General features: G+C 63.7%; 27 protein-coding genes. 16 read left to right on the forward strand and 11 right to left on the reverse strand.

Features of this window, described 5'->3' with window-relative positions; all coding sequences use genetic code 11:
• The first annotated feature begins 27 nt into the window (after positions 1-27).
• From FFS37_RS27030 to FFS37_RS27040, 3 genes are all read left to right on the forward strand, one after another.
• On the forward strand, positions 28-621 hold the full coding sequence (locus FFS37_RS27030; protein ID WP_137934027.1) for a biotin transporter BioY: 594 nt from the start codon (positions 28-30) through the stop codon (positions 619-621).
• The gene (locus FFS37_RS27035; protein ID WP_137934028.1) at positions 618-1,043 is read left to right on the forward strand and encodes a DUF1284 domain-containing protein; all 426 of its coding nucleotides are present in this window, start codon (positions 618-620) and stop codon (positions 1,041-1,043) included. Before FFS37_RS27030 ends, FFS37_RS27035 begins: the two co-directional genes overlap by 4 nt.
• Before the next feature lie 165 nt (positions 1,044-1,208).
• Positions 1,209-2,981, forward strand: a complete 1,773-nt coding sequence (locus FFS37_RS27040) for a tetratricopeptide repeat protein (RefSeq protein WP_137934029.1) — start codon at positions 1,209-1,211, stop codon at positions 2,979-2,981.
• 92 nt (positions 2,982-3,073) lie between these two features.
• Here FFS37_RS27040 and FFS37_RS27045 read toward each other — a convergent pair whose 3' ends face one another.
• Entirely contained in the window at positions 3,074-3,535 is a 462-nt protein-coding gene (locus FFS37_RS27045; RefSeq protein ID WP_137934030.1) for a GNAT family N-acetyltransferase, read from the reverse strand.
• Between the two features lie 193 nt (positions 3,536-3,728).
• Between FFS37_RS27045 and FFS37_RS27050 the strand changes: the two genes are divergently transcribed.
• Both FFS37_RS27050 and FFS37_RS27055 read left to right on the forward strand, forming a co-directional pair.
• Complete coding sequence (locus FFS37_RS27050; RefSeq protein ID WP_137934031.1) at positions 3,729-4,673, forward strand: glycine--tRNA ligase subunit alpha; 945 nt, start codon at positions 3,729-3,731, stop codon at positions 4,671-4,673.
• Between the two features lie 89 nt (positions 4,674-4,762).
• Complete coding sequence (locus FFS37_RS27055) at positions 4,763-5,452, forward strand: DUF4328 domain-containing protein (protein WP_137934032.1); 690 nt, start codon at positions 4,763-4,765, stop codon at positions 5,450-5,452.
• Here FFS37_RS27055 and FFS37_RS27060 read toward each other — a convergent pair.
• Complete coding sequence (locus FFS37_RS27060) at positions 5,413-5,601, reverse strand: hypothetical protein (RefSeq protein WP_137934033.1); 189 nt, start codon at positions 5,599-5,601, stop codon at positions 5,413-5,415. The genes FFS37_RS27055 and FFS37_RS27060 overlap by 40 nt on opposite strands.
• 209 nt (positions 5,602-5,810) lie before the next feature.
• Here FFS37_RS27060 and FFS37_RS27065 point away from each other — a divergent pair, with 209 nt between their 5' ends.
• The 3 genes from FFS37_RS27065 (at position 5,811) to FFS37_RS27075 (ending at position 9,396) form a co-directional block, all read left to right on the forward strand.
• Complete coding sequence (locus tag FFS37_RS27065) at positions 5,811-6,209, forward strand: endonuclease domain-containing protein (RefSeq protein WP_137934034.1); 399 nt, start codon at positions 5,811-5,813, stop codon at positions 6,207-6,209.
• A 189-nt stretch (positions 6,210-6,398) separates the two neighbouring features.
• On the forward strand, positions 6,399-8,858 hold the full coding sequence (gene glyS / locus FFS37_RS27070) for a glycine--tRNA ligase subunit beta (RefSeq protein WP_137934035.1): 2,460 nt from the start codon (positions 6,399-6,401) through the stop codon (positions 8,856-8,858).
• A 190-nt stretch (positions 8,859-9,048) separates the two neighbouring features.
• Complete coding sequence (locus FFS37_RS27075; protein ID WP_137934036.1) at positions 9,049-9,396, forward strand: ATPase; 348 nt, start codon at positions 9,049-9,051, stop codon at positions 9,394-9,396.
• 74 nt (positions 9,397-9,470) lie between these two features.
• Here FFS37_RS27075 and FFS37_RS27080 read toward each other — a convergent pair whose 3' ends face one another.
• Together FFS37_RS27080 and FFS37_RS27085 are read right to left on the reverse strand one after the other, a co-directional pair.
• On the reverse strand, positions 9,471-9,860 hold the full coding sequence (locus FFS37_RS27080; RefSeq protein ID WP_137934037.1) for a hypothetical protein: 390 nt from the start codon (positions 9,858-9,860) through the stop codon (positions 9,471-9,473).
• 194 nt (positions 9,861-10,054) lie between these two features.
• Positions 10,055-10,507, reverse strand: coding sequence for a hypothetical protein (locus FFS37_RS27085; protein ID WP_137934038.1), 453 nt, complete (start codon positions 10,505-10,507; stop codon positions 10,055-10,057).
• Between the two features lie 178 nt (positions 10,508-10,685).
• Here FFS37_RS27085 and FFS37_RS27090 point away from each other — a divergent pair, with 178 nt between their 5' ends.
• The 3 genes from FFS37_RS27090 to FFS37_RS27100 all read left to right on the forward strand — a co-directional run bounded on the left by FFS37_RS27090 (position 10,686) and on the right by FFS37_RS27100 (position 13,851).
• Positions 10,686-11,660, forward strand: coding sequence for an L-threonylcarbamoyladenylate synthase (locus tag FFS37_RS27090; protein WP_171026438.1), 975 nt, complete (start codon positions 10,686-10,688; stop codon positions 11,658-11,660).
• A gap of 9 nt (positions 11,661-11,669) precedes the next feature.
• Positions 11,670-13,100 carry an FAD-binding oxidoreductase gene (locus tag FFS37_RS27095; RefSeq protein ID WP_137934040.1) on the forward strand — a complete coding sequence of 477 codons (1,431 nt, stop codon included), beginning with the start codon at positions 11,670-11,672 and terminating at the stop codon, positions 13,098-13,100.
• A gap of 184 nt (positions 13,101-13,284) precedes the next feature.
• The gene (locus tag FFS37_RS27100; RefSeq protein WP_137934041.1) at positions 13,285-13,851 is read left to right on the forward strand and encodes a DUF6101 family protein; all 567 of its coding nucleotides are present in this window, start codon (positions 13,285-13,287) and stop codon (positions 13,849-13,851) included.
• A gap of 169 nt (positions 13,852-14,020) precedes the next feature.
• Here FFS37_RS27100 and ubiA read toward each other — a convergent pair whose 3' ends face one another.
• Genes ubiA through FFS37_RS27115 form a run of 3 tightly spaced genes read right to left on the reverse strand, consistent with a single transcriptional unit; the run spans position 14,021 to position 16,555 of the window.
• A complete protein-coding gene (ubiA, locus tag FFS37_RS27105) occupies positions 14,021-15,004 on the reverse strand; it encodes a 4-hydroxybenzoate octaprenyltransferase (protein ID WP_171026444.1) in 984 nt (327 codons plus the stop codon).
• A 32-nt stretch (positions 15,005-15,036) separates the two neighbouring features.
• Positions 15,037-15,627, reverse strand: a complete 591-nt coding sequence (locus FFS37_RS27110; protein WP_137934100.1) for a GNAT family N-acetyltransferase — start codon at positions 15,625-15,627, stop codon at positions 15,037-15,039.
• A gap of 16 nt (positions 15,628-15,643) precedes the next feature.
• Entirely contained in the window at positions 15,644-16,555 is a 912-nt protein-coding gene (locus FFS37_RS27115; protein ID WP_137934043.1) for a LysR family transcriptional regulator, read from the reverse strand.
• Positions 16,556-16,645: 90 nt separating this feature from the next.
• On the opposite strand from FFS37_RS27115, the gene FFS37_RS27120 reads away from it, so the two are divergent.
• A complete protein-coding gene (locus FFS37_RS27120; RefSeq protein ID WP_137934044.1) occupies positions 16,646-17,467 on the forward strand; it encodes a phytanoyl-CoA dioxygenase family protein in 822 nt (273 codons plus the stop codon).
• Between the two features lie 157 nt (positions 17,468-17,624).
• Positions 17,625-18,902 carry a phosphoribosylamine--glycine ligase gene (purD, locus tag FFS37_RS27125; protein ID WP_137934045.1) on the forward strand — a complete coding sequence of 426 codons (1,278 nt, stop codon included), beginning with the start codon at positions 17,625-17,627 and terminating at the stop codon, positions 18,900-18,902.
• 16 nt (positions 18,903-18,918) lie between these two features.
• Here purD and FFS37_RS27130 read toward each other — a convergent pair whose 3' ends face one another.
• Positions 18,919-20,079 (reverse strand): glycoside hydrolase family 25 protein, encoded by a 1,161-nt coding sequence (locus tag FFS37_RS27130; protein ID WP_232375785.1) that lies wholly within the window; start codon positions 20,077-20,079, stop codon positions 18,919-18,921.
• 88 nt (positions 20,080-20,167) lie between these two features.
• Complete coding sequence (locus tag FFS37_RS27135) at positions 20,168-20,404, reverse strand: hypothetical protein (protein WP_137934046.1); 237 nt, start codon at positions 20,402-20,404, stop codon at positions 20,168-20,170.
• Between the two features lie 203 nt (positions 20,405-20,607).
• Here FFS37_RS27135 and FFS37_RS27140 point away from each other — a divergent pair, with 203 nt between their 5' ends.
• Positions 20,608-22,377 (forward strand): acyl-CoA dehydrogenase, encoded by a 1,770-nt coding sequence (locus FFS37_RS27140; protein ID WP_137934047.1) that lies wholly within the window; start codon positions 20,608-20,610, stop codon positions 22,375-22,377.
• A 19-nt stretch (positions 22,378-22,396) separates the two neighbouring features.
• Complete coding sequence (locus tag FFS37_RS27145) at positions 22,397-23,149, forward strand: crotonase/enoyl-CoA hydratase family protein (RefSeq protein WP_137934048.1); 753 nt, start codon at positions 22,397-22,399, stop codon at positions 23,147-23,149.
• A gap of 20 nt (positions 23,150-23,169) precedes the next feature.
• Here the strand turns inward: FFS37_RS27145 and FFS37_RS27150 are convergent, their stop codons facing one another.
• Together FFS37_RS27150 and pdxH are read right to left on the reverse strand one after the other, a co-directional pair.
• Complete coding sequence (locus tag FFS37_RS27150; protein ID WP_210240481.1) at positions 23,170-24,507, reverse strand: serine hydrolase; 1,338 nt, start codon at positions 24,505-24,507, stop codon at positions 23,170-23,172.
• Positions 24,508-24,618: 111 nt separating this feature from the next.
• Positions 24,619-25,236 (reverse strand): pyridoxamine 5'-phosphate oxidase, encoded by a 618-nt coding sequence (pdxH, locus tag FFS37_RS27155; RefSeq protein ID WP_137934049.1) that lies wholly within the window; start codon positions 25,234-25,236, stop codon positions 24,619-24,621.
• 58 nt (positions 25,237-25,294) lie between these two features.
• On the opposite strand from pdxH, the gene FFS37_RS27160 reads away from it, so the two are divergent.
• Positions 25,295-25,756, forward strand: coding sequence for an RT0821/Lpp0805 family surface protein (locus tag FFS37_RS27160; RefSeq protein WP_137934050.1), 462 nt, complete (start codon positions 25,295-25,297; stop codon positions 25,754-25,756).
• Positions 25,757-25,778 lie beyond the last annotated feature (22 nt).

Genomic DNA, 25,778 nt, shown 5'->3' on the forward strand with positions numbered 1-25,778 from the left:
AATTTTTGATCGACTGAAGGGAAGCCTATGACCAATCTCGCATTCTCGTCCGCCAGACCGTCCTTCAGCCCGCTGCGGCTGCAACAGCGGTCGCTCGGCTGGCAAGCCGCGGCCGTCGTGCTCGGCACGCTTTTCCTGGCGCTTTCCTCCTATATCGAAGTGCCGATGGTGCCGGTCCCCATCAATATGCAGACGTTCGCGGTGACGCTGATCGGCGCGCTCTATGGCTGGCGGCTTGGTGCGATCACCATTGCAGCCTGGCTGGTCGAGGGCGCGGTCGGCTTCCCCGTTCTGTCCGGAGGCGCCGCGGGCGCGTCCTATTTCGTTGGGCCGACGGGTGGTTATCTCTTCTCTTTCCCGCTTGTCGGCGCGCTTGTCGGCTGGCTGGCCGAACGCGGCTGGAACGGCAACAGGGCGGTGCTTGCCTTCGCCGCCATGCTGCTCGGCAATCTTGCCTGTCTTGTGCTCGGCACGGCATGGCTTGCCGCGATGATCGGTGCCGGACAGGCCATTACCTTCGGCTTCCTGCCGTTCATCGTCGGCGGCTTGCTGAAGTCGGCGCTCGGTGCCGCGACGCTGATGGCGCTGCCGCGCGGCACGATGAACCTGCCCAAGCCGTGACGGTCAGGCTGCGCGCCCATCACCTCCTTTGCCTGCTCACCTATGTGGGCAAGGGATATACCCCTGCTTTCACCGCCAATTACGACGGGATCGCGCAACGCCTGAGCCGGGGCGAGGACATTCTCCTTGTCTCCGGCCCGGACGACATCTGCACACCCTTGCTTGGAGAGGCAGAATCGCACTGCCTGCGCGACAGTGCAGCCGGGCGCGACCGGTTGGCGGCGCGGGACGTGGAGGCGTTGCTGGCGCGGCCAATCCGCGATGGCGTCCGTCTCGATCTCGATGCCGCCATCCTTGCGCGCATGCGGCAGGCGTTTTCGACCGGCGTCGTGCGCGAGGCGTGTGAGGGCTGCGAATGGAGCGGCCTGTGCGGCGCCGTCGCGGCGGACGATTATCGCGATACGCGGCTGCAGGCCTGTTGACGCGCGAAAGCGTCCCTTTTAGCCATGGTTTGTTAATCGGGTGATCCGATTGTGAATTTCAGGCGGATTGAAGCGTGACCCCAAAAAGGCCATGCTTTGCCCGGAAGGATCGAGTCTGGGCCGATCCCGCTGACGCGGAGATGGCGCCTGGCTGAAAGGGATACGATGCAGCAAGGACGTGCGCGCTGGCTGACCAGGCTGGCAATTGTGACGGGCATGGCGATCTCGGCTCTGCCGGCCTATGCCAAGCAATCCACCGAACCGGTCAAGATTTCGTCGTTCTCTGGCGCCTATCTGGCCGCCAGGATCGCCGAAGGCGACAACGATCTCGACAGCGCCATTGCCTATTACAAGCAGGCTCTGGCCTTCAATCCGAGCGACACCGCCTTGCAGCAGAGCCTTATGCTGTCGCTGATCGCGCAAGGACGCTTCGACGAATCCCTGGTCTATGCCGACAAGCTCAAGGAAGTGCCCGATGTCGAGCGCTTCTCGCGCCTGGCGCTGGCCGTGAATTCCTTCCACAAGAAAGATTTTGCCAAGGCGCAGTACTGGCTCAAGCTGTCGCTGGAGTCCGACCTCGACCGGTTGATTTCCGGCGTCATGTCGGGCTGGGCGCAGCAAGGCGCTGGAGAGGCTAGCGATGCGATGGCCTCGATCGACAAGCTGCAGGGGCCGGACTGGTTCGGCCTGTTCAAATCCTTCCACCGCGCGCTGATCGCCGATGCTTCCAACATGCCTGAGAAGGCCGACGCGATCTATGCCGCCACGATGCAGGACACCGCCGCCGGCGGCGCCGCGCCCGAAACCTGGATGCGCAACGCGCAGGCCTATGCCTCGTTCCTGGCCCGCAAGGGCGACAAGGCCAAGGCGATATCGGTGCTCGATCAGGCCGAGGCGTTTTCGCCGGGCAAGCTTGAGATCGTCGCTTTGCGCGACAAGATCAGCAAGGGCGACAAGATAGCGCCCTTCGTTTCCGGTCCGTCGGACGGCGCTTCCGAAATCCTGCTCGACCTCGCCACCGCGCTCAATCGTGGCGGCGGCGAACCGTTCGTCAGGCTCTACCTGCAATACGCGCTCGCCCTGAAGCCCGATAGCGACGCGGCGCTTGTGCAGCTCGCGGCGGTCGCCGAGCAACTGAAGGACGGCGAGGGCGCCATCGCGCTTTATCGGCGCATTCCCGATTCGTCGCCGCTGAAGGAGCTCTCGGACCTGCAGCTCGGCTTGAACCTTGCCGATATCGACCGTCATGATGAGGCGATCACCCATCTCAAGGCGTTCGTCGACGCTCATCCCGACGACATGCGCGCCTATCTGGCGCTTGGCGGCGTCTACTCCTCGAAGGACGATTTCCGCTCGGCCGCCAACCTCTACGACAAGGCGGTCGAGGTGCTGAAGACACCGACCGCGGCCAACTGGAACATCTTCTATCAGCGCGGCATCGCTTATGAGCGCCTGAAGGAGTGGCCGAAGGCGGAGCCGAATTTCCGCAAGGCGCTGGAATTGCAGCCCGACCAGCCGCAGGTGCTGAACTATCTCGGCTATTCCTGGGTCGACCAGAATACGAATCTCAAGGAGGCCCTGGCGATGATCCAGAAGGCGGTCGATCTCAGGCCGAGTGACGGTTACATCGTCGATTCGCTGGGCTGGGCCTATTTCCGCCTCGGCCGCTTCGACGACGCGGTGCGCGAGATGGAACGTGCCGTGGCGCTGAAGCCGGAAGATCCGGTCCTCAACGACCACCTGGGCGATGCCTACTGGCGCGTTGGCCGCAAGCTGGAAGCCACTTACCAGTGGGCCCAGGCCCGCGACCTGAAGCCCGATCCCGACGTGCTGGCCGCCCTGCAGCAGAAGCTGATGAAGGGACTGCCGCCGATCGAGTCCAATACGGCGCAGGAAACGCCGAAGGTGAAGCCGGTAGCGCCGGCCCCCAAGGGCTGAATTCGGCATTCCGGAATGCGAACGGGGCTCTCTGCAGAGCCCCGTTTTCGTTTTGGATACAGCCTTTCTCCTTGGGCGCGCGCCGGAGGGCTTCAGAACAGCTTCCGGTAGACGATGAAGCCGGAGCGTTCGCCGACCTTGTCATAAAGCTTCATCGCCGTGTGGTTGGTCTCATGGGTCTGCCAGTAGACACGGCCCGAGCCCGCCGCTTGCGCCCTGATGTAGACACCCTCGATCAGCGCCCTGCCGACGCCTTTGCCGCGCACGGCCTCATTGGTGAAAAGATCCTGCAGATAGCAGTTCGGCGCGATCGCCGTCGTGCTGCGGTGGTAGAGGTAGTGCACGAGCCCGACGAGCCGCCCATCGCTTTCCGCGACCAGCGCATGAACCGGCTCATAGGCGTCGAAGAAGCGGGACCATGTCATCGCCGTGATTTCGCTCGCCAGCGCGGTCGGCCCCGATCGCCCGTAGAAAGCATTGTAGCCGTCCCATAGCGGCAGCCATTGCTCATGGTCCTGCAGTGTCACGGGGCGGATAATGATCGGGCTGGACATCGCCTTCACCTGCTTGTCTTGCGAGAGGATTGAAGCCGTCGAGCAGAGCGCAGACGGCTGCCGGCGACAATGGGCCAGCCATTCGCAATGCTTTCGACATGTCTTGCAGGGCCGGCGAGGTCGATTGCTTGACGCTTCGCCGCCGTGTCTCTAGGACGGGCCGGCAAGCCAGCCTATGCCGCCCGAGGCCACCGTGACGATTGAACTTCCCGCCCACATGCATCCCAGCCGCTCCTTCCAGGGGCTGATCCTGACCTTGCACAATTACTGGGCCGCCTATGGTTGCGTCATCCTTCAGCCCTACGACATGGAGGTCGGCGCCGGCACCTTCCATCCGGCAACGACGCTGCGCGCTCTCGGTCCCCGTCACTGGAACGCGGCCTATGTTCAGCCTTCGCGTCGCCCCAAGGATGGGCGCTACGGCGAAAACCCGAACCGGCTGCAGCACTATTATCAGTATCAGGTGATCCTGAAGCCCAATCCGCCGAACCTGCAGGAACTCTACCTCGGCTCGCTGGCGGCGATCGGCGTCGATCCCCTGCTGCATGACATCCGCTTCGTCGAGGACGATTGGGAAAGCCCGACGCTTGGCGCCTGGGGGCTGGGCTGGGAGTGCTGGTGCGACGGCATGGAAGTCTCGCAGTTCACCTATTTCCAGCAGGTCTGCGGCATCGAATGCGCACCGGTGGCCGGCGAACTGACCTATGGGTTGGAGCGGCTGGCCATGTATGTGCAGGGCGTCGACAATGTCTACGACCTCAACTTCAACGGCCGCGAGGGCGACGAAAAGGTCACCTATGGCGAGGTCTTCCTGCAGGCGGAGCAGGAATATTCGCGCCACAATTTCGAATATGCCAACACGGCGATGCTGCTCAGGCATTTCGAGGACGCGGAAGCCGAGTGCAAGGCGTTGCTGGAAGCCGGCGCGCCCGCCTCCAACGACAATCTGCCGATGCACCGCATGGTCTTCCCGGCCTACGACCAGTGCATCAAGGCGAGCCATGTCTTCAACCTGCTCGACGCGCGCGGCGTGATCTCCGTCACCGAGCGGCAGAGCTACATCCTGCGAGTGCGCAATCTGGCGAAAGCCTGCGGCGAGGCCTTCTTGAAGACCCATGCGGGCGGATTGGCCGCCTAGCAGGGTTCGACGGAACAACCTTTCCGCTTGATTATAAAAATATTCCCGCTTAGGTTGTCTTCGATTGCAGGCAAAAGGGCGGGCTGAAGATGGGCATCTTCAGGAATTTTTCGACCAACACCACATGGCTTACCAGGCTGCTTTGGCTTGGCATTGTGGTCGATGTCATCGCCGTTCTGTCCGGCCTGTCGGAGATCTGGTTGCTCAGCGACATCGAAAGCGGCAACCATGCTTATGATCTGGCCGCCGCCGCCGACAGCAACGACACCAGGCAGTGGGCGATAGGCATTGTTCAGCTGGTCATCTGGCTGGCCCAGGCGGTCATCATCCTGGTCTGGATCAGACTTGCCAACAGGAATGCCCGTGACTTGGGTGCCAGGGATATGGAATTCACGCCCGGTTGGGCGATCGGCTGGTATTTCATCCCGGTCGCCAATCTGTGGAAACCCTATCAGGCCATGGCCGAGATATGGCGGGCAAGCAGCGGCTCGCCGGATTGGAAAACAGGCGAGACCTCGGGCGCCCTGATCGGCTGGTGGTTTGCCTGGCTGGCAGCCAATGTGCTCGGACGCCTGTCCTTTCAACTGATGATGAAGGCCGAGGCGATCGGCGAGATCAAGAATGCCTCGATCGCGACCACGGCCGCCGATGTCGCCAGTATCGTGCTTTCCGTGCTCTTTCTGGATATCATCAAGGAAATTCATCGGCGGCAGTCGAACTGGGCCGCGGCGCCGCGATCTCAGAATGTGCCCGCGCCGCTGGCGGGCGATACGCTGTAGGCGATCGGTGCAAGGATGGCTTGAGCGCCGGCGCTATCGATGGTGCGCAGCGCCTGCCTTACCCCCGGCATCGAGAAGGCGCCATGGACCTGCGCGGTGAAGCAGGCGCTGAGCGCGAGGATCTGGAGAAGTCTGGATGCTGTTTTCATCGTCGTTCAGCCAAGTGTTCCCTGCCTGAGCGTGGGTCGCTTCAGCGCCGCATTCGGTTCATGGAAATCTTTGATCCAAGGACGGGTGGGATTGCCCCGTCCCGACAGGCGGCTGAAATTTATGGAAAGGGTTGCTGTCCCTCCTTACCTCCCCCTAGATGGGGGAGGTCGCCGCGAAGCGGCGGGTGGGGGTGACAGCGCGGCGTCTCATGCCAAAACTCGATCGGTTCAAGCTGCAGTCTGCGCAACGGCTTCGAGCGGCAATGACCGACGAGGAACGCATCCTGTGGCGGCACCTATGGCGCATTCCGGTCGAAGGAACGCACTTCCGCAAACAGGCGTCGGTCGGTATCTACTTCCCGGACTTCATCTCCCACCGCCTGAGATTGATCATCGAAGTGGATGGCGCGCACCACAGTTTCGATGACCAGCAGCGCCACGATGAGCTTCGGACAAAGTGGTTCGAGAGCCAAGGCTATCACGTTATCCGCTTCTGGAACCATGAAATTAAAAACGAACTGGATTCCGTGCTCGATACGATTTATGCGGCGGTGGAAGAACGAAAATCACGCCCAGGCCTGCCGGACGCCGAAGGCGCTTTAGACTGAGACGCCGCCACCCCACCCCGGCGCTGACGCGCCGACCCTCCCCATCGAGGGGAGGGTGAGGAGCCACCCAATGCCTGACCTGCTTCTAGAACTCCGCTCGGAAGAGATACCCGCCCAGCCGCGCGGCCGCAGCGCCGTAGGCGCAAGGACGCGCAAACAGGAAAATGGCATGCGGGCGGAGACACTCTGATGCCGGATTTGTTGCTCGAACTTCGTTCCGAAGAAATCCCCGCCCGCATGCAGCGGAAGGCGGCAGGCGATCTCAAGAAGATGCTGACCGACGGTCTCGTCGAGGCTGGCCTGACCTATGAGGCGGCGCGCGAGTACTGGACGCCGCGTCGCCTCGCGCTCGACATCAGGGGGCTGACCGCGCGCTCGAAGGACATCCGCGAGGAGATCAAGGGCCCGTCGACATCGGCGCCTGAACAAGCGATCCAGGGCTTCCTGCGCAAGGCCGGACTGGCGTCGGTCGCCGAGGCTCATGTCCATCCCGACCCGAAGAAGGGTGACTTCTATGTCGCCCATATTTCGAAGCCGGGCAGGGGCGCGGAAGAGGTCATCGCCGAACTGGTCCCAGGCATCATCCGCAATTTCCCCTGGCCGAAATCGATGCGGTGGGGGCCGGCCTCGGCCAAGCCGGGCTCGCTGCGCTGGGTTCGGCCGCTGCAATCGATCCTGTGTACCTTCGGCCCGGAAACCGAGGAGCCGGTCGTGGTCGATTTCGAGATCGACGGCCTCCGCTCCGGCAACGTCACCTACGGCCACCGATTCCTGGCACCGGGCGAGATCACCGTACGTCGCTTCGACGATTATGCGAGCAAGCTCGAGGCGGCCAAGGTCGTGCTCGACGCCGACCGGCGCAAGGAGATCATCCTGGCGGATGCCCGTAACCTCGCCTTCGCCAACGGACTCGACCTCGTCGAGGACGAGGGTTTGCTGGAGGAAGTGTCCGGGCTGGTGGAGTGGCCTGTCGTGCTGATGGGCGAGTTCGAGCAGGATTTTCTCGCCATTCCGCCCGAAGTGATCCGGCTGACCATCCGCGCCAACCAGAAGTGCTTTGTCTCGCGCCCGCAAGGGGAGAGCGAGGCGCTGTCCAACCACTTCCTGCTGACCGCCAACATCGAGGCCAGGGACGGTGGCAAGGAGATCGCGCACGGCAACGGCAAGGTGGTTCGCGCGCGCCTTTCCGACGCGCTCTATTTCTGGAGGACCGACCAGGGCGATCTGCCCGATCTCGACCAGCTCAAGGCATCGGCACAGAAATTCGGCCTCGACCTGAAGAAGCCGCTCGACCAGCGCATGGCCCGCCTCGACCATCTCAACGTGACCTTCCACGCCAAGCTTGGCACGCAGGGTGAGCGTGTGGAGCGCATCAAGCGATTGGCGGAAGAACTGGCGCCAGCAGTGGCGCAGTCGATCTCCCCCCTTGAGGGGGAGATGGCCGGCAGGCCAGAGGGGGTCGCCTCGCGTCAAGCGCCGGCATCCTCTGGCCGCGATAAGGCGTCGCGTCCGGTCTTGCCGACCCCCTCTGTCGCCTCCGGCGACATCTCCCCCTCGAGGGGGGAGATTCCCGCGCTCGCCGCTCGCGCCGCCGTCCTCGCCAAGGCCGACCTCCAGACCGAAGTTGTCGGCGAATTCCCCGAACTGCAGGGCGCCATGGGCCGCAAATACGCGCTGCTGCAGGGCGAACATGCGAGTGTCGCCGCCGCGATCGAAGAGCATTACAAGCCGCAGGGACCTTCCGACCACGTGCCGACCGATCCGGTTTCGGTGACCGTCGCGCTGGCTGACAAGCTCGACACGCTAATTGGCTTTTGGACCATCGACGAAAAGCCTACCGGTAGCAAAGACCCTTACGCGTTACGCCGGGCAGCGCTTGGGGTGGTGAGGATTTTGATTGAGAATAGAGTGGGTTTGCGGCTCAGAGCCGCTTGGCATTCTGCCTTTCTGCTGGCCTTCCGGTCGATCCGAACATCGGAGATTGTGCCTGCATTCATCCAGGTCAGAGAATTGGGAAGACATTTTGACGATGCTACCGCCGATCAGCTGGAACAGGACATCTACAAAAAACTAGAGAATCTTCCCGATGAAGACGCGGCGCATTGGGCTTTTGTGTTAACCAAGGCCGAGCGCGACCTCCTGGCCTTCTTCCACGACCGTCTCAAAGTCTACCTGCGCGACCAGGGCGCTCGCCACGACCTGATCGATGCCGTCATCACGCCGCAGTCCGATGACCTCCTGCAGATCGTGCGCCGCGTGGAAGCTCTGGGTTCCTTCCTCGACACCGAGGACGGCAAGAATCTGCTTGCCGGCACCAAGCGCGCCGCCAACATCCTGGCCGCCGAGGAGAAGAAGAAGACGGCGGTCGCCGAAACCGTTGAGCCGGCGTTGTTTCGTCAGGATGCCGAGAAATCGCTGTTTGCGGCGGTGAATCAGGCCGAGAGAGAAGCCGGCGAAGCGATTCAAAACCAAGACTTTTCCGCCGCCATGCTGGCGCTTAGCGCATTGCGCGAACCCGTTGATTCATTTTTCGAGCATGTTCTCGTGAATGATGAGGACGTATCCGTGCGCGCCAATCGCCTGGCACTGCTCGCGCGCATCCGCGAGGCTACCGGTCAGGTTGCGGATTTCTCGAAGATCGCGGGTTGAGAAGGCCGGATCGAGGGCCACTTTGGTGAAAGGCTGGCACCGGTTTTCGGGCCGGCTCACGCTCGAACGGGGCAGCGCACGAACCCCGGAAAAATATCTTTCAGCCGGCCGCTCGAGCCGGCTTACAGTCATATGACGATGATCTCTCCGTGGCAAAAGGGACATGTTCCCCAACCCAACGGAGGCTTCCATGAATTCCGATCACGAAATCGAAGTGACTGAAGAAACCTCGGCCGCCGCCGAGGCGATTGAAACCGCTTCCGAAACCGATCACGACGCGGCTGCCGCGGTCGAAGCCGCCGATCACTCTGATGACGAGGACGGCGACGAGGAAGAAGGCGACGACGAGGACGGCGAGGAATCCGACGAGGACGACGCCGAAGCCGCCACGCTCTCCAGTGACGACGAAGAAGATGATGAGGACGAAGATGAGGACGACGCCGATCACGCCGTGAAGGCGGAAGGCGACGACGCTTCGGACGAAGAGGAATCCGAGGACGAAGAGTCCGACGAAGACGACAAGGAAGAAGCGGCCTGAGGTTTCAATCCGGCTCTGTCGAAAGAGGGGCGGCGCATCAGCGCCGCCCTTCTTTCATTCCGGTGTCAGCCGGATCAATTCTCCAGGATGCTGACGCGTACGCTGTTCTCGTACACATCGACCTGGATCAGCGGCTCGCCATTGACGATGGCGCGTCTGGTCGAGGCGCTCATCGCGCCGGGCCGCTCCAGCATGCGCTGGAGGGAGGCGCGCTCGTCATTGGTCGTGAACCAGGAATCGCCTTCGTCGTCTCTGTCGCGGCGATGGAACTTGTGCCAGTTGGCGCGGTCCTGCCGCACCATCTGCGCCGCGTTGTCCAGCGCATAGCCGTCGCTCGCCTGATGATCGCGATCGGAGATGCGCGCGACATAGGACCCCAGCATGTCATCGGCATGGGCCGTGCTGGCCCCAAGCAACGACGCCAGCAGGAGACCGGCCAGTGTGATGGTTCTGGATATTCTCATGATCAACCCCCTTTGAAAGACGAAATACCATCTGCCGCCGCCGCTTGACCAAATTCAGGCAGTCCCAATCCAGACATCTAAATCCAGCCGGCATCGCGCGGCCAGCCGTGTCAAGGGGCGCGGCGATGGTGCGCAGGGAGCCGAAGCGCCGTCAAGCCGCCGCCGGCGGCCCGGTCAGTCACGGGTGTTCGCCCCTATTTGACCTTGCCGACCCCGGAAGCCGGCAACGGTGCGGCCGACGATGTCGTAGACTTCTTCTGGGGGGTACCCGAAGCGGGCGTGGCCGAAGCAGTGGCCTTGGCGGGCGTGGGAGCGGGCGTGGCGGCTGCTGCAGGGGCCTTGCCCTGTGCCGGCACCGAGAAAGGAGCGCCGACGACGCCGCCACGAATGACCATCGGGCTTACCACAAAACCATGCTGCGTTTTGGTCTCGCCTGGAATCGCCGACACTTTTTCGTAGGTCACGTCAGGCTCGGCGAGCGCCATGACGGAGATCACATCACTCGTGTCGCTTGCCTTCAGGGAGAGGATAGACGGCGTTGAAGCAGGTGCGCCAGGAAAGACCAGTGACGAGGCCTCGGCCGCGCAAGCTTGAGCCCCGCAAGTCAATGTCGCCAGGGTGATGCCCAGCACAACACGCAAAAACACTTGTATCGCTCCCCTTTGCCCCGAGACCGCGATGGTAGCGCACCGGAATTGATACCGGCCTTCGCCGAAACCTAGCATTTTAGGGATTGATAAATCGCCAAGACACTTTCTGGCCGGGAGCCGGCTTGCCCAACAGCCGCCATCGTATTACGCAACCGGCATCCGAGAGGTGACGAAAGTGACTGAAATTCTTGCCGTCGGCGAGGCGATGGGACCGGCGTTGGCGCTGCTTGGCGGTGGCGATGTGGTGGCCATTCCGACCGAGACCGTCTATGGCCTCGCCGGCGATGCCACCAACGGCATCGGCGTGGCGCGCATCTTCGAGGCCAAGGGCCGCCCGCGTTTCAATCCGCTGATCGCCCATGTCGCCGACATGGCGATGGCCGAGCGCATCGCGATTTTCGATCCGCTGTCGAGGAAACTGGCGCTCGCCTTCTGGCCGGGGCCGCTGACCCTGGTGCTGCCGCAGCGGCCCGGCAACGGCATCCATCCGCTGGTCACGGCCGGGCTCGATACGATTGCGCTGCGCATGCCGAGGGGTTTCGGCGGCGATCTGATTGCCAAACTCGGCCGACCGCTCGCCGCGCCGAGCGCCAATTCATCGGGCAGGATCAGCGCGACGACCGCGCAGGCCGTGGCGGCGGATCTTGGCGCGCGTATCAAGCTGGTGGTGGATGGCGGCGCAACGCCGGTCGGGCTGGAATCGACCATCGTCAAGGCGGAAGGCAAAGGCTTGCGGCTGCTGCGGCCGGGTGGCATCGCGGCCGGGGAGATCGAGGCGCTCATCGGCATGCCGCTGTCGCGCGGCGGCACTGCCGGCGTGGAGGCGCCGGGCATGCTTGCCTCGCACTATGCGCCGGGGGCGGCGGTTCGGCTCAATGCCGACACGGTCGGCAAGGACGAAGCCTTGCTTGGCTTCGGTCGCCGGCGTGCGGAAGGCTGGCAACACGCCGCCGCCTTCCTCAATCTCTCCGAAGCTGGCGACCCGCGCGAAGCGGCGAGCAATCTCTTCGCCTACATGCAGGAACTCGACCGCAGCGGCACGCGCACCATCGCGGTCGAGCCTATTCCCCAAGGGGGGCTGGGCGAAGCGATCAACGACCGGCTTTCCCGTGCCGCTGCCCCCCGTGACAACCTCCTCCCGCCAACATAGTTTCCCGACATGACCGATACCGCCTGGACACTCGACCCTGCTCTCATCGACCGTTTCGCCGCAATCGTCGGTGAAAAATACGCATTGCGCGACGAGCAGGACATCGCGCCCTATCTCATCGAGCGCCGCGGCCTCTGGCATGGCGCCACATCGCTGGTGCTGCGGCCGGGCAGCGTCGACGAGGTCAGCCGCATCATGCGGCTGGCGACGGAGACCGGAACGCCGGTCGTACCGCAAAGCGGCAACACCGGGCTGGTCGGCGCCCAGGTGCCGGACAGATCGGGCCGCGAGATCGTGCTGTCGCTGTCGCGGCTGAACCGCATCCGCGAGATCGATGTCCTGTCGAACACGGTGACGGTCGAGGCCGGCGTCATCCTGCAGACGCTGCAGGAGGCGGCCGACGCCGTCGACAGGCTGTTTCCGCTGTCGCTGGCCGCGCAGGGCTCCTGTCAGATCGGCGGCAATCTCTCTTCCAATGCCGGGGGCACCGGCGTGCTTGCCTATGGCAATGCGCGCGAACTCTGCCTCGGTGTCGAGGTGGTGCTGCCGACAGGCGAGGTGTTCGACGATCTGCGCAAGCTGAAGAAGGACAATACCGGATACGACCTGAAGAATCTTTTCGTCGGCGCCGAAGGCACGCTCGGCGTCATCACGGCCGCCGTGCTGAAACTGTTTCCGAAGCCGAAGGGGCGTGAGGTCGCCTTCGTCGGCCTGTCCTCGCCGCAAGCAGCCCTTTCCCTGTTCGGCCTGGCAATGGACCGGGCCGGGGCCGCGCTGACCGCTTTCGAACTGATCGGCAAGCGGCCGTACGATTTCACCCTGGCACATGCCCAGGGTGTGACCCGGCCGTTGATGGAAGATTGGCCCTGGTATGTGCTGATGCAGATTTCGTCCGGCCGTTCGTCGGAGGATTCGCAGGCCCTGATCGAGGATGTGCTGTCGGCCGGTCTCGAACAGGAATTCGTCGGCGATGCCGTCATCGCGGCGAGCCTCGCGCAGGGCGATGCCTTCTGGAATTTCCGCGAGTTGTTGCCGGAGGCGCAGAAGCCGGAAGGCGCCTCGATCAAGCATGACATTTCAGTGCCGATCGCCTCCATACCGCGCTTCATCGAGGAAGCGGCCGGGGCCGTGGCGTCGGTGAGCGCCGGCGCTCGTGTCGTCTGCTTCGGCCATATGGGCGACGGCAATCTCCACTACAACATTTCGCGGCCCGTCGACGGCGACGATGACGCCTTCCTCGCCCTCTACCATCCCATGAACAAGGCGGTTCATGATGTCGTGCGCAGCCTGCAAGGTTCGATATCGGCCGAGCATGGCATCGGCCAGTTGAAGCGCGAAGAACTGATCGAGACCGCGCCGCCGATGGCCATCGATCTGATGCGCCGGGTAAAGGCGGCCTTCGATCCGGCCGGTATCATGAATCCGGGTAAGGTTATCTGATCGTTTCAACATCTTGTGCCTGGTTGCATTCCGATAACCATCCCTGAGATCAGCAAAATTTAACCGACTTTCTTAAGCGCGGCGGTAAGGAGCCCGCGCTAATGTTTCCCCATAACGAGGCCGGGAAAACTGGCCCGGAGAGAACCGGACACCGGCTCTCAGGAGACAGACAGGAAGGCACTCTATGAACACTGGACTGAAGCCAGTCTGGGCGGGACGCAACATGCGCCTCGACCCATTCCGCCTGCCGCAGGTGGTTAGCTACGCCACGCGCGACGACTATGGCGATGTGACCTTCACAATCGACCAGCGTGGCGCCGTGATCCGGCGCATGCTCGAGATGAGCGGCGTGCCTGCGATCATCGCGCTGCCCGCCAATGCGTTTCGTGGCGTTGCCGCCCGCGCGATGGAAGACCCGGACGGCAATGTCACGGTGACGCTGGAACTCCTGCACAACGATCCCATGCTGTCGGTGCCGCTGCTGGTGGCCGACGATCTCGAAGATGTCGCCGCCGACTGGCGCGCCTGGGCCGACGCTTACCGTCTGCCGATGCTCCTGATCGAGGCGGATGGCGTCGCCCGCACGCTGGAGGAATCGCTCGGCGCGGCCATCAAGACGCTGCCGCCGCAGGATCGCCGCAAGGGCCGTGTTTCGAACATGCGCCGTCCGCGCTTCCTCGCCCGCCGCAGAACCGGCGACCTTGGCCTCAGGCTCGTCATCGACGGCCAGGAGATCATTTCGCGGGACTGAACATGACCTTCCCTTCTCCCCTTGTGGGAGAAGGTGGCCTCGCGAAGCGAGGTCGGATGAGGGGTGTTCCAGGGAACGCCAAGGCTTCACTCCGCTGGAACACCCCTCAACCGTCTCGGCGCTGCGCGCCGATCCACCTTCTCCCACAAGGGGAGAAGGAGAAGCTGTGCTACACCAGCGGCTTCAGCGCCACCCAGACAGCGCCGCCGATCAGGCCGAGGAAAATCAGCCAGCCGACCTGGTTGTTCGAGCGGAACAGCCGCAGGCACTGGTCCGGATTGTTGATGTCCAGGACCGCTATCTGCCGGGCCATGTGCGCGCCGGCGGCGATCAACCCAGCCAGCGCCACCACCGGGGCCTGCGCCGCCGCGAAGGCGATGGCGAAGCAGATCAGCGTCCCACCGTAAAGCCCCGCCAGCCACGCCTTGGTGTTGTCGCCGAAGAGACGTGCCGTCGAGCGCACGCCGACGATGGCATCGTCTTCCTTGTCCTGATGCGCATAGATGGTGTCGTAGCCGATCACCCACAGGATCGAGCCGATGTAAAGCATGACGGCCGGCCCATCGATATCGCCGAACTCGACCGCCCATCCCATCAGCGCACCCCAGGAAAAGGCAAGGCCGAGGAACAGCTGCGGCCAGTTGGTTATGCGCTTCATGAACGGATAGACGGCGACGATCGCCAGCGAGCAGATGCCGAGCAGGATGGCGAAGCTGTTGAATTGCAAGAGGACGACCAGGCCGACAAGGGCCTGGAGCACGAGGAACAGCCAGGCGCGCCGGCGTGTGGTCTGGCCCGATGGCAGCGGCCGCGAGCGGGTGCGGTCGACCTGGTTGTCGATGTTTTCATCGACGATGTCGTTGTAGGTGCAGCCCGCGCCGCGCATGGCGATGGCGCCGACGAGGAACAGCACGAGATACAAGGGCGCCGGCAGCAGCGACAGCAGCGGGTCGCCGGGGCGCGGGTAGGCGCTGGCGGCCAGCGCCGCCGACCACCAGCACGGCCACAGCAGCAATTGCCAGCCTATCGGCCTGTCCCACCGCGCAAGCTGGGCATAGGGCCATATCGAACGCGGCAACACGCGGTAGACCCAATGGCCGTTGGGCGCATCGGCAACACGGCCCTGGGCCGCTTTCGACTGGATAGGTTCCATGTCCATGGGAGTGCCAGCGACGGAGTCGGGCGTCAAGATCGCTTGGCGGCATCTGATGCAGCACCCTGCCGGAAATCCCTGTCGAAGCGCAAATACCAGAGCAGGGCGACCTCGCGGCTCTGCGGGTCGAGCCCGCGATAGAGCAGACGGTCGACGCCGCCGAGCTCAAAACCATAACGCTCGTAGAAGCGGCATGCGGCAATGTTGTTGTTCTGGGTCTCCAGCATGATTCCGGCCAGTCCCTCATTGCGGCCCCATGCCACGCAGGCGTCCATGAGCAGGCGGCCGACACCGGAGCCGCGATAGGCCGTGTCGACGGCGATATCGTCGACAAGCGCGTAATTGTTCCAGTTGCGGCTGATCATGGCCCGCCCGATAGGGACATGGTCGTCCCAGGCAAGGAACACGACGTCGCTTCCCTCGCCCGCCGGCTCGCTCTCGGGATGAGCCAGGCGATAGTCCTTTCGATAAGCGGGAACGGAAGTGCCCGGCCACTGTGCCGCCGGCATGTCGAATGCCGGTTCGTGGAAGGCCTCGACCAAGAAGCTGAAATCACGATCCTCGACTGCATGGGCCAGCGAGATATCGGCACGCTTGATGAGAATGGCCACGCCTGGCTCCATGCCGATCAGGATCAACTCATGACGCGAAAACGGCGCGGGTCGAAAACCACGCCTTTGCCACGTCGGCGAACGCTAGCGCCGCATTCGATACACGCTGGTTCGTGTCGTAGGTGAGGATGATGCGCTGCATCGGCAAGGGGTCCGAAAGCGGTTTGCGGATCAGTGGCAGGCCGTCATAGCTGCGGTCGCCATGCGGCCTGGTGTAGCTGACGGCGACACCGAAGCCGTTCGCGACCATGCTGCGCTGGAGTTCGAACGAACTCGTCGCCCGGTCCGCCACCGGCGACAGGCCCCGGCTGCGGAACAGGTCGAGCATGTGCTGCCAGCTCTGCGGCTGGTCTGTGGTGATCAGCGGGTAGGCGGCGAGCTCCGCCAGGCTGACCTCGGCGCGCTCCGCCAGCGCGTGGCCCGCCGGCAGCAGCGCATGCGGCTTGAGCTCGTGCAGCAGGATGCGGGCAAAATGCGAGGGCAGGCCGAGATCGTAGCTGAGGCCAAGGTCGATGGCCGCGTCCGCCAGGCGCCGGCCAAGCGTCTCGAAAGTCTCGTCACGAACCGTGACGGAGACATCCGGATGGCGCTCGGAAAAGGCGCGGATGAGACCTGGGGCAAAGTACGGCGCCAGGTCCTCGAAACAGCCGAGCACCAGTTCTCCGCTGACCGCCGACTTGCTGGAGCCCAGGCCGGCGAGTTCTTCCACTTCGGCAAGAACCTGCCTTGCCTTCGCGATAACGGCACGGCCGAAAGAGGTGAGGGAAACGCCGCTGCCGCGCTGGCGCACGAAAAGCTTCTGGCCGAAATCCTTTTCGACGGCGTCGATCGCCACCGAAATCGAAGGCTGCGATATGTTCAGCGCCTTGGCGGCGCCGGTGACGCTGCCATGACGGGCCACGGCGACCAGATAGCGCAATTGGGTAATCGTGAGGCTCATAGTCAAACACTATTTGTCGGATGAGAAGTTATTATTTTACTGAATGAACAGCTGTTGCGATAGTCGGTCCGATCCTGAAAGGAGGACATCATGGCTTCCCAAGCTGCAATCAGTGCAATCGACAACGACATCATCGACCCCCAGACGATCGCCGACTACCAGCGCGACGGCGCCGTCTGCATCCGTGGCGCGTTCAAGGGCTGGGTCGACACGATCGCCGCCGGCATCGAGCGCAACATGCAGAACCGCAGCGCCACGGCGTCAGACATCGCCAATGGCCGCGGCAGCTTCTTCGACGACTACTGCAACTGGGAGCGCATCCCCGAATTCGTGAAGGTGGTGCGCGAATCGCCGGCCGCGCAGCTGGCGGCGGCGGTGATGCGGTCGCGCACCGCGCAATTCTTCCATGATCACGTGCTGGTCAAGGAGCCCGGCACGCAAAAGCCGACGCCCTGGCACCAGGACATTCCGTACTACTTCGTCGATGGCCAGCAGACGGTCAGTTTCTGGATTCCGATCGACCCGGTGAAAGAGGCGACGCTGCGCCTGATCGCCGGCTCGCACAAATGGGACAAGATGATCCTGCCGGTGCGCTGGCTCGACGACAGTAATTTCTACGCCGGCGACGGCGACTACCTGCCGGTGCCCGATCCCGACAAGGACCCGTCGCTTAAGGTGCTGGAATGGGAGATGGAACCGGGCGACGCCATCCTGTTCGACTTCCGGACCGCGCATGGCGCGCGCGGCAACCTGACGGCGGCGCGGCGCCGGGCGCTGTCGCTGCGCTGGGTCGGCGACGATGCCCATTATGTCGAGCGGCCGGGCCGCACCTCGCCGCCCTATCACGGCCACGGCATGCAACCGGGCCAGAAGCTGCGCGAGGACTGGTTTCCGGTCGTCTACCAGGGTTGAAACGGGCAGCCGGAAGATCGGCGGCGATGGCCGCCGCCGACGTCCGGCAGATGTAACGTTCCCGTGCGCAATTCCGGTCAAAACACCCTGATGCCTTGACCCGTCGTCCAGAGAGCAATAGCGGGTTCTCTCAAAGGGACAGCATCAAGAGGTGGCCATGAACGTTCTTCTTCTCGGCTCGGGCGGCCGCGAACATGCGCTCGCCTGGAAGATTGCTGCTTCGCCGCTGCTTACAAAACTCTACGCGGCGCCAGGCAATCCGGGCATCGGCAGCGAGGCCGAACTGGTGAAGCTGGACATTGCCGATCACGCCGCCGTCGGCGCCTTCTGTCGTCAGAAAAATATCGATCTCGTCGTGGTCGGCCCCGAAGGGCCGCTTGTCGCCGGCATCGCGGATGATCTGCGCGCCGAAAATATCCGCGTCTTCGGGCCATCCAAGGCCGCGGCGCGCCTGGAAGGCTCGAAGGGTTTCACCAAGGATCTCTGCGCCCGCTACGACATCCCGACCGCCGCCTACGGCCGTTTCGCTGACCTGGCTTCGGCGAAGGCCTATGTCGAAAAGACGGGCGCGCCGATCGTCATCAAGGCCGACGGGCTCGCCGCCGGCAAGGGCGTCACCGTCGCCATGACGCTGGACGAAGCGCGGGCAGCGCTCGATGCCTGTTTCGAGGGCTCGTTCGGCGCCGCCGGGGCCGAAGTGGTGGTCGAGGAATTCATGACCGGCGAGGAGGCAAGCTTCTTCTGCCTCTGTGACGGCACGACCGCGCTGCCTTTCGGCACCGCGCAGGACCACAAGCGCGTCGGCGACGGCGACGTCGGGCCTAATACCGGGGGCATGGGCGCCTATTCGCCGGCACCCGTCATGACGCCCGAAATGATCGAACGCACGATGCGCGAAATCATAGAGCCGACCATGCGCGGCATGGCCGACCTTGGCGCACCCTTCGCCGGCATTCTCTTTGCCGGGCTGATGATCACCGAAAAGGGGCCGAGGCTGATCGAGTACAATACCCGCTTCGGCGATCCGGAATGCCAGGTGCTGATGATGCGGCTGAAGGACGATCTCCTTGTGCTGCTCAACGCCGCGACCGACGGCCAGCTCGCCCATGCATCGGTGCGCTGGCGCGACGAGGCGGCGTTGACGGTGGTCATGGCGGCGAGGGGCTATCCCGGCACGCCGGAGAAAGGTTCGGTCATCCGCGGCGTCGACCAGGCTGTTGGCGAAGGCGTCCAGATTTTCCATGCCGGCACCGCCATCAATGGCGGTGCGTTGGTCGCCAATGGCGGCCGTGTGCTCAATGTCACGGCGACCGGCGCCACGGTCGGCGAGGCACAGAAGCGGGCCTATGCCGCGCTCGACCGCATCGAGTGGCCGGATGGGTTCTGCCGCCGCGACATAGGCTGGCAGGCCGTGGCGCGTGAACAGGCAAGCTGACATTCCTGCCGTCGCCCTACCGTTGAGCTGAATCGAGTTCCGTGGACGCGGTGCTGAGCGGATCGGCGGCCGCGGCAAAGGCGGCGTCGAGTTGCGCGGGCGAGCGCTGCCCGCTCCGCTTCCAGGCGACATACTGGACAATGCCGAAGCCCGGCCGGCGTGGCACTGTCTTGACGACAGGCATGCGGAACCCGTCGCTGAATTTCGACCAGCGCGCGCCCAGCACCGCAACCATTTCCTCGAAAGTCGGCGGCGTTGCCACATCGGCATAGGTGATGGTCGTCTTGCCGGCCAGGGCGGCCTCCCGCGACAGCGGCACGGGGATGCTGGCAAGATAGTCGGATGGCACGTCGATCAAGCCGCCGAACGGCCATTGCTGGCGCAATGTGGCGGCATCCGTGGGGGCGACGTTGACATCGATATCGTCCGGAGTGCCGGCGACCCTGTAGGGGCAATGGAGTCGGCCGCAATTGGCCTGCGCCGAAAACTGCCAGAGCGCATAGCCCTGCCAGTTGCCCATCGGGAAATGCACGTCGATGTCGGCCTTGTAGCGCGCATACCAGAGCGGCAGCCGCGACAGCAGCCGGTACTTGTACCTGTTGTCGGCTATGTACTGGGCGGTCTTGCCGTTGGTGTAGAGCACCGGAAATCGGCCGACGCGCCGATGCACCTGGCGCACGAACTCCTCCGCATCGTCCAGCGACATCCATTGCGAGGGGTCGTTGCCCTCGATATCGAGGGCCATGAGATCATCGGGCGCGGGATCGGCGAAATCGAGGAAGTTGTTGGCCTGGTCGACCGGGTTGCCGGGGCGGGCGAGATGATAGGCGCCCCATTTCATGCCGAGCGCCTTGGCGACCACCCTGCGCGTCTGGAACAGTTCGCGCGTCACCGCGTGGCGCTTCCACAGCGCTTTGCAGAGCTTCACCTCGGTGTCGCTGCCGAGACAGAAATAGGGCGGCGGCATGCCGTCGGAGGCCTTATTGATGAAGGCCACGATGCGTTTGTCGGTCGCAAGCTGCGCCCAGTCGATGGAATTGTACTCGTAGGCGTCGACCACCAAAGCGCGGTCGGCATTCTTCCATGGCTCGGAAAAATCCGAGGCCTTTGCCGCCGTGCCCAGCACAATCGCCGCCGCGAGGGCGAAAAGTGCCGTAAGGCGAGGAGAACGGACAATGCTCTTCAACGACGCAGTCCCCATCGACCGAAGGTGAATCCTGAACCGCTATGGTTAAGGATTCCTTCCCCGTGGGGCTACGGCGAGGTCAGCGCCGCATGGCAGGCGGAAATTCAAACGGATCGGGCGCCGGCTCCTGTTGAAGCGTGCCTTCGGCGGTGCGTTTGCGATGATGCGCGAGCGAGCAGCGCGGCGAGCACAGGATGCCCCGGTCCGACCAGTAGGCCGGGCCGTTCGCTACATCCCCGTGATAGTAGGAGAAGCCGGCCGCCCGATAGGGCAAGCCGCACTCGATACAGCGATAGGCGTCGGGTCTGGCGAGCATTGTGATGTTCCGGTCGGCTGGTTCTGTCGCCGGTCGATCTGGTCCGGCACCAGGGGAATTTAATAGAGGCCGGCACGATTGCAAAATCCGCGTGACAAAGTTTGACGTTTACGTAAAAAGAAGTTTCGTGAACCGTGTCAGGGCGGATGGTTTGCGCTGGTGCTTCCCGATAGGGTTTGTCGCCATCGAGGAGGAGGGAAAACATGTATAGAGCGCCGGTCGAGGACATCGCCTTCACGCTGAAGCACGTGGCCGGCATGAAGCCGGCGCTCGATGCTGGCACCTTCGGCGATCTGGGCGAGGATCTGGTCGATGCGGTTCTGGGCGAGGCCGGCCGTTTCGCGACAGAGGAAGTGGCGCCCCTATACAAGATCGGTGATGAGCAGGGAGCCGTTCTCAAGGACGCCGCCGTCACCATGCCGGCTGGCTGGAAAGACCTTTATCGCCGCTGGATCGAGGGCGGCTGGAACGCCCTGGGCGGCCCTGCGGAGTACGGCGGCCAGGGCCTGCCGACCATGCTCGGCGTCGCCGCGTTGGAAATGTGGAACTCCGCCGCCATGGCTTTCGGCATAGGCCCGACCCTGACCATGGGCGCCGTTGAAGCCCTGGACAAGCACGCCTCGGAGGGGCTCAAGGCGAAATACCTGGAAAAGCTCGTCTCCGGCGAATGGATGGGCACGATGAACCTGACCGAGCCACAGGCCGGCTCGGATCTCGCGGCCTTGCGCACCCGCGCAGAGCCGGCCGGGGACGGCAGCTACCGCATTTTCGGCCAGAAGATCTTCATCACCTATGGCGAGCACGATTTTACCGACAACATCATCCATCTGGTACTGGCGCGACTGCCGGACGCTCCTGCGGGCACGCGCGGCATCTCGCTTTTCCTGGTGCCGAAATTCCTGGTCGGCGAGGACGGCTCGCCGGGCGCGCGCAACGACGTTTTCTGTTCCGGCCTCGAGCACAAGCTCGGCATCCACGCTTCGCCGACCTGCACCATGATCTATGGCGACGGTTTCCAGGGTGCCGAGCCGGGTGCCGTCGGCTGGCTGATCGGCGAGGAGAACAAGGGCCTCGCCTGCATGTTCACGATGATGAACAATGCGCGGCTTTGCGTCGGCATGCAGGGAGTCGCGGTGGCGGAAGCGGCGACCCAGAAGGCGATCGCCTACGCCAATGAACGCCGCCAAGGCAAGGCGGCGGATTACGCCGGCGCCGGCATGGCGCCGATCGTTCACCACCCCGACGTGCAGCGCAATCTGCTGAACATGAAGGCGCTGACCCAGATGGCGCGGGCGATCAGCTATTCCTGCGCCCATGCCATCGATCTCGCACGCGTGTCCGCCGGCGAAGAGGCCGCGCACTGGCGCGACCGGGCCAATCTCCTGACGCCGCTGGCCAAGGCGTTCTCGACCGATGTCGGCGTCGAAGTTGCCTCACTCGGTGTTCAGGTGCATGGCGGCATGGGCTTCATCGAGGAGACGGGAGCGGCGGCCCTTTATCGCGATGCCCGCATCGCGCCGATCTACGAGGGCACCAACGGCATCCAGGCGATCGATCTGGTGACGCGCAAATTGCCGCTCGGCGGCGGCGAACATGTGCACGGTTTCATCGGCGAACTGGCCGCGGTCGCCAATGCCGTGCGCACCTCCAACCTGCCAGGGCTGGGCCGTACCGCCGATGCGCTCGACGCTGCCCTTGACGATCTGACGCAGGCGACCCGCTTCCTGCAAAAGCTGTCGGCCGACGGCCATGCGGATCAGGCGCTTGCCGGTGCCACGCCCTATCTCAGGCTGATCTCGCTTGCCGCCGGTGGCGCCTACCTGGCGCGCGGCGCGCTTGCCGATCAGGCCCGCATCGGCCTTTGCCGATTCGTCGCCGAAAACCTGCTTGGTGAAACGCGTGCCTTGAAGGAACGCGTTGTCGACGGCGCCGAAAGCCTTGCTGTCGCCGGCAAGACACTGATCTCAGCCTGACCTTCACAAGGAAAAGACCGTGACAGACCATATCCTCGTCGAGCGCCAGGGCGCCGTCCAGATCATCCGCTTGAACCGGCCGGACAAGAAAAACGCACTGACGCGCGCCATGTACGCGAAGATGTCGGCGGCCCTTGCCGAAGGCGATGCCGATCCGGCGATCCGCACCCACGTCTTCCTCGGCGTGCCGGGCGCCTTCTCTTCGGGCAACGACCTCGCCGACTTCATGGTGGTGGCCACGGGAGGCGACGGCGGCACCGAGGTCTGGGATTTCCTGATGGCGCTGGCCAGGGTGGAAAAGCCCATCGTCTCCGGCGTCGACGGCATCGCGGTCGGCATCGGCACGACGATCAACCTGCATTGCGACCTGACCTTCGCCACGCCCCGCACCGTTTTCAGGACGCCATTCGTCGATCTCGGCCTGGTGCCGGAGGCGGGATCGAGCCTGCTTGCGCCGCGAATACTCGGGCAGCAGGGCGCGTTCGCGCTGCTTGGCCTTGGCGAAGGTTTTTCGGCCGAGCGCGCGAAGGCCGCCGGGCTGATCTACGAAGTCGTCGAGGAGGGCGCGCTGGAAGCCTCGGTGCTTGCCGCCGCCGGCCAGATCGCCGCCAAGCCTCCTGAGGCCCTCAAGATCGCGCGCGATCTCATGCGCGGCTCGCGCGATGATCTTGTCGCCCGTATCGGCGAGGAGAGCGAGCATTTCCGCCAGCGGCTGAAGTCGGACGAGGCGCGTGCCGCACTTACCGCCTTCATGACCAGAAAGAAGGGCTGACGGCGTTGCGCACGCACCGGTCAGACGATGCGCGCCGCCGGCATCTGCTGCCCCGCTTGGTGGAGCGTCAGCCCTTCGGCGCGGCCTGATCCTTCGAAGGTGATCTGGGCGTCGACGATCTTGAGGAAGAAGTCGCGCTCGGTTTCGGGAAAAATCTCGTATTGCTCCTGGCCGGTAAGCTGCACCATGAGGCGGTCTCCGTCCCTGGCCACATCGATGACCGCGCCGGGAGCCAATTGGTATTGGCCGACATAATTGTCGTAAAGCTGGGGGTCGATGCTGATCTCGGTGCGTTGCTTTGGCGGCGGAGCAAGCACTGTCGCCGGATCGAGCAGGTGCCGACCGAAATTGTCGACGAACTCCGTCACCGTATTGGCCAGCACCACCACGCCCCGCCTGGATTTCGGCAGGAAGCCGAGAAAGGAGCAATAGCCGCCGGTGCCGCCATTGTGCCAGACGATCTCTTCGCCTCCGGCTTTCTCGATCATCCAACCGAGACCGATCTCCATCGTGTCCGCGCCAAGCGGCCGCCGTGTGCTCAACGTCAGGTCGAAGGCCGCGGCCAAGGGCGAGGTGCTGTCCAATGCCGCTTCAATGAAAGTGAGCAAATCCCGCACCGTGGAACGCAAGGCGCCGGCGCCGGCAAGTGTCGGCAGGTTCCAGTTCGCCACGGGCATCAGGCCCAACCCGTGTCCGTGCGCGAGCCTTGCCGACAAGGCCGCGGTCAGCGCAATCGCGGTGCTGTCCATTCCGAGCGGGATCGCGATGCGATCCTGGATCAGTTGGTCGTAATCAGTCCCGGCGCGCCGTGCCAGAACGTGCCCAAGCAGCCCGAAGCCGACATTGGAATATTCATGATGCGTGCCGATGTCGTGCGCCAGCCGATGGTTGCAGAGGAATTCGTGGAGCTGTTCGACCGTATAGTCCGCATAGGGATCGGCATTGTCCGCCGGCGCCATGTTGTCGGGAAGGCGCGGCAGTGACGACATATGGCTGGCAAGGTCGGCCAGGGTGATCGACCTGCCGTTTCGCCGTGGGGCGGAAACCTCTGGCGGCAGGAGTTTTTCGATCGGATCGTCGAGTTCCAATTCTCCCCTGTTGGCCATGTCGGCCAAAAGCAGCGTCGTGAACACCTTGGTGACGGAGCCGATTTCGAACAGTGTATCACCGTCTACGGGGCGCGGATCATCCCTGGAGAAACGTCCCCGCGCGATGATGCGGCGCCCTTGCGGCTCGACAATGCCGACGACCACAGCCATCGCCTGTCCGCGCTCGCCGACGCGCTCGGAGAGAATCTCAGCTATTTGCTGACTGGACAGGAAGGGAGAACTCGGCTCTCCCGAATTGGTTTTTGTCACGAAACAGCTCCTTCAAAGCACCGCTGGTGGAGCTATTCTGCCTCGATTGCCGCAGCATTACGGGACAAGACGCGCGGGCAGTTCAACTGCGTGCTCGCGCTGCGTTCCAACTCAGGGATAGAGCCGCGTCTTGTCCCAGCCGCCCTTGGCATCACTCGAAAAGACGACGCGATCATGCAGGCGGAACGGCCTGTCGTGCCAGAACTCCATCGTCTTCGGCACGATGCGGAAGCCGGACCAATGCTTGGGGCGCGGAATCTCGCCGATGGCGTAACGGGCCGTATATTCGGCGACGGCCTTCTCCAATGCGAAGCGGCCCTCCAGTGGTCGCGACTGTTTGGAAGCCCAGGCGCCTATGCGGCTGCCGCGCGGCCGCGTCGCGTAATAGGCGTCGGCTTCCGCATCGCTGACGATCTCCACCGGACCTCGGATGCGCACCTGCCGGCGCAGCGATTTCCAGTGGAAACACATCGCTGCCTTCATGCTGCCAAGAATTTCCCGGCCCTTGGCGCTCTCGAAATTCGTGTAGAACACAAAGCCGCTTTCATCGAAGCCCTTGAGCAGAACCATCCGCACGTCAGGCATGCCATCGGCATCGACGGTTGCCAGAGCAACGCCGTTGGCGTCGTTGATTTCACTCTTGCTGGCATCGTCAAGCCATGTGGCAAAGAGCCGAAACGGCTCCGCAGCCTCGGTAAAGTCACCGCTTGTTAACTCTGCATCACTCATAGTTTTTCTCAAATTGTCACGAAACCCGGATTTCTGCCGGGCAAAGGGGGATTGCCGATTGTCGCGTATCGCGCAAGCCTTTGACAGCAGGCAATGGAGCGTTATCGCTTCGGCCAGCGCGAAAGCGATGATTGTGGCGGCCGCCCTGCCGCTTGCAGCCTGCGGAGCGGGCGGGTTCAGCCTGGAAAAAGCAGAGGTCGATCGCTCGATCCTGACCAGCAGCACCTCGGCTTCGGCCAAGCCGGCCGATTCGGATCGCGACTCCGATCAGACCACGATCGGCAACGCCGTATCATCAGCCGATATCGAGCAACTCGGCGGGCAGGCCGTACCCTGGGCCAATGCCGGCACCGGCTCGCGTGGCTCCATCACCGAACTGGCGGAACTCAAGGACAGGGGCCAGACGTGCCGCCGCTTCAAGGCTTCGCGCGAGAGCTTTGACGGGGTTGCCATGTTCCAAGGCGAGCTGTGCCTGGCCAGTGCCGGCGGCTGGCGCATGCAGGACTTCAAGGCGCTCTGATTTTTCCGCTTTTGATATGATG

Source organism: Mesorhizobium comanense (genome assembly GCF_005503535.1).
Classification (GTDB): Bacteria; Pseudomonadota; Alphaproteobacteria; order Rhizobiales; family Rhizobiaceae; genus Mesorhizobium; species Mesorhizobium comanense.

Excerpts from the sequence above, each read along its gene's own strand:
- FFS37_RS27030 (WP_137934027.1), top strand. The coding sequence starts at position 28 with ATGACCAATCTCGCATTCTCGTCCGCCAGACCGTCCTTCAGCCCGCTG.
- FFS37_RS27040 (WP_137934029.1), top strand. The coding sequence starts at position 1,209 with ATGCAGCAAGGACGTGCGCGCTGGCTGACCAGGCTGGCAATTGTGACG.
- FFS37_RS27045 (WP_137934030.1), bottom strand. The coding sequence starts at position 3,535 with ATGTCCAGCCCGATCATTATCCGCCCCGTGACACTGCAGGACCATGAG.
- FFS37_RS27055 (WP_137934032.1), top strand. The coding sequence starts at position 4,763 with ATGGGCATCTTCAGGAATTTTTCGACCAACACCACATGGCTTACCAGG.
- FFS37_RS27060 (WP_137934033.1), bottom strand. The coding sequence starts at position 5,601 with ATGAAAACAGCATCCAGACTTCTCCAGATCCTCGCGCTCAGCGCCTGC.
- FFS37_RS27065 (WP_137934034.1), top strand. The coding sequence starts at position 5,811 with ATGCCAAAACTCGATCGGTTCAAGCTGCAGTCTGCGCAACGGCTTCGA.
- glyS (WP_137934035.1), top strand. The coding sequence starts at position 6,399 with ATGCCGGATTTGTTGCTCGAACTTCGTTCCGAAGAAATCCCCGCCCGC.
- FFS37_RS27075 (WP_137934036.1), top strand. The coding sequence starts at position 9,049 with ATGAATTCCGATCACGAAATCGAAGTGACTGAAGAAACCTCGGCCGCC.
- FFS37_RS27080 (WP_137934037.1), bottom strand. The coding sequence starts at position 9,860 with ATGAGAATATCCAGAACCATCACACTGGCCGGTCTCCTGCTGGCGTCG.
- FFS37_RS27095 (WP_137934040.1), top strand. The coding sequence starts at position 11,670 with ATGACCGATACCGCCTGGACACTCGACCCTGCTCTCATCGACCGTTTC.
- FFS37_RS27100 (WP_137934041.1), top strand. The coding sequence starts at position 13,285 with ATGAACACTGGACTGAAGCCAGTCTGGGCGGGACGCAACATGCGCCTC.
- ubiA (WP_171026444.1), bottom strand. The coding sequence starts at position 15,004 with ATGGAACCTATCCAGTCGAAAGCGGCCCAGGGCCGTGTTGCCGATGCG.
- FFS37_RS27110 (WP_137934100.1), bottom strand. The coding sequence starts at position 15,627 with ATGGAGCCAGGCGTGGCCATTCTCATCAAGCGTGCCGATATCTCGCTG.
- FFS37_RS27115 (WP_137934043.1), bottom strand. The coding sequence starts at position 16,555 with ATGAGCCTCACGATTACCCAATTGCGCTATCTGGTCGCCGTGGCCCGT.
- FFS37_RS27120 (WP_137934044.1), top strand. The coding sequence starts at position 16,646 with ATGGCTTCCCAAGCTGCAATCAGTGCAATCGACAACGACATCATCGAC.
- purD (WP_137934045.1), top strand. The coding sequence starts at position 17,625 with ATGAACGTTCTTCTTCTCGGCTCGGGCGGCCGCGAACATGCGCTCGCC.
- FFS37_RS27135 (WP_137934046.1), bottom strand. The coding sequence starts at position 20,404 with ATGCTCGCCAGACCCGACGCCTATCGCTGTATCGAGTGCGGCTTGCCC.
- FFS37_RS27140 (WP_137934047.1), top strand. The coding sequence starts at position 20,608 with ATGTATAGAGCGCCGGTCGAGGACATCGCCTTCACGCTGAAGCACGTG.
- pdxH (WP_137934049.1), bottom strand. The coding sequence starts at position 25,236 with ATGAGTGATGCAGAGTTAACAAGCGGTGACTTTACCGAGGCTGCGGAG.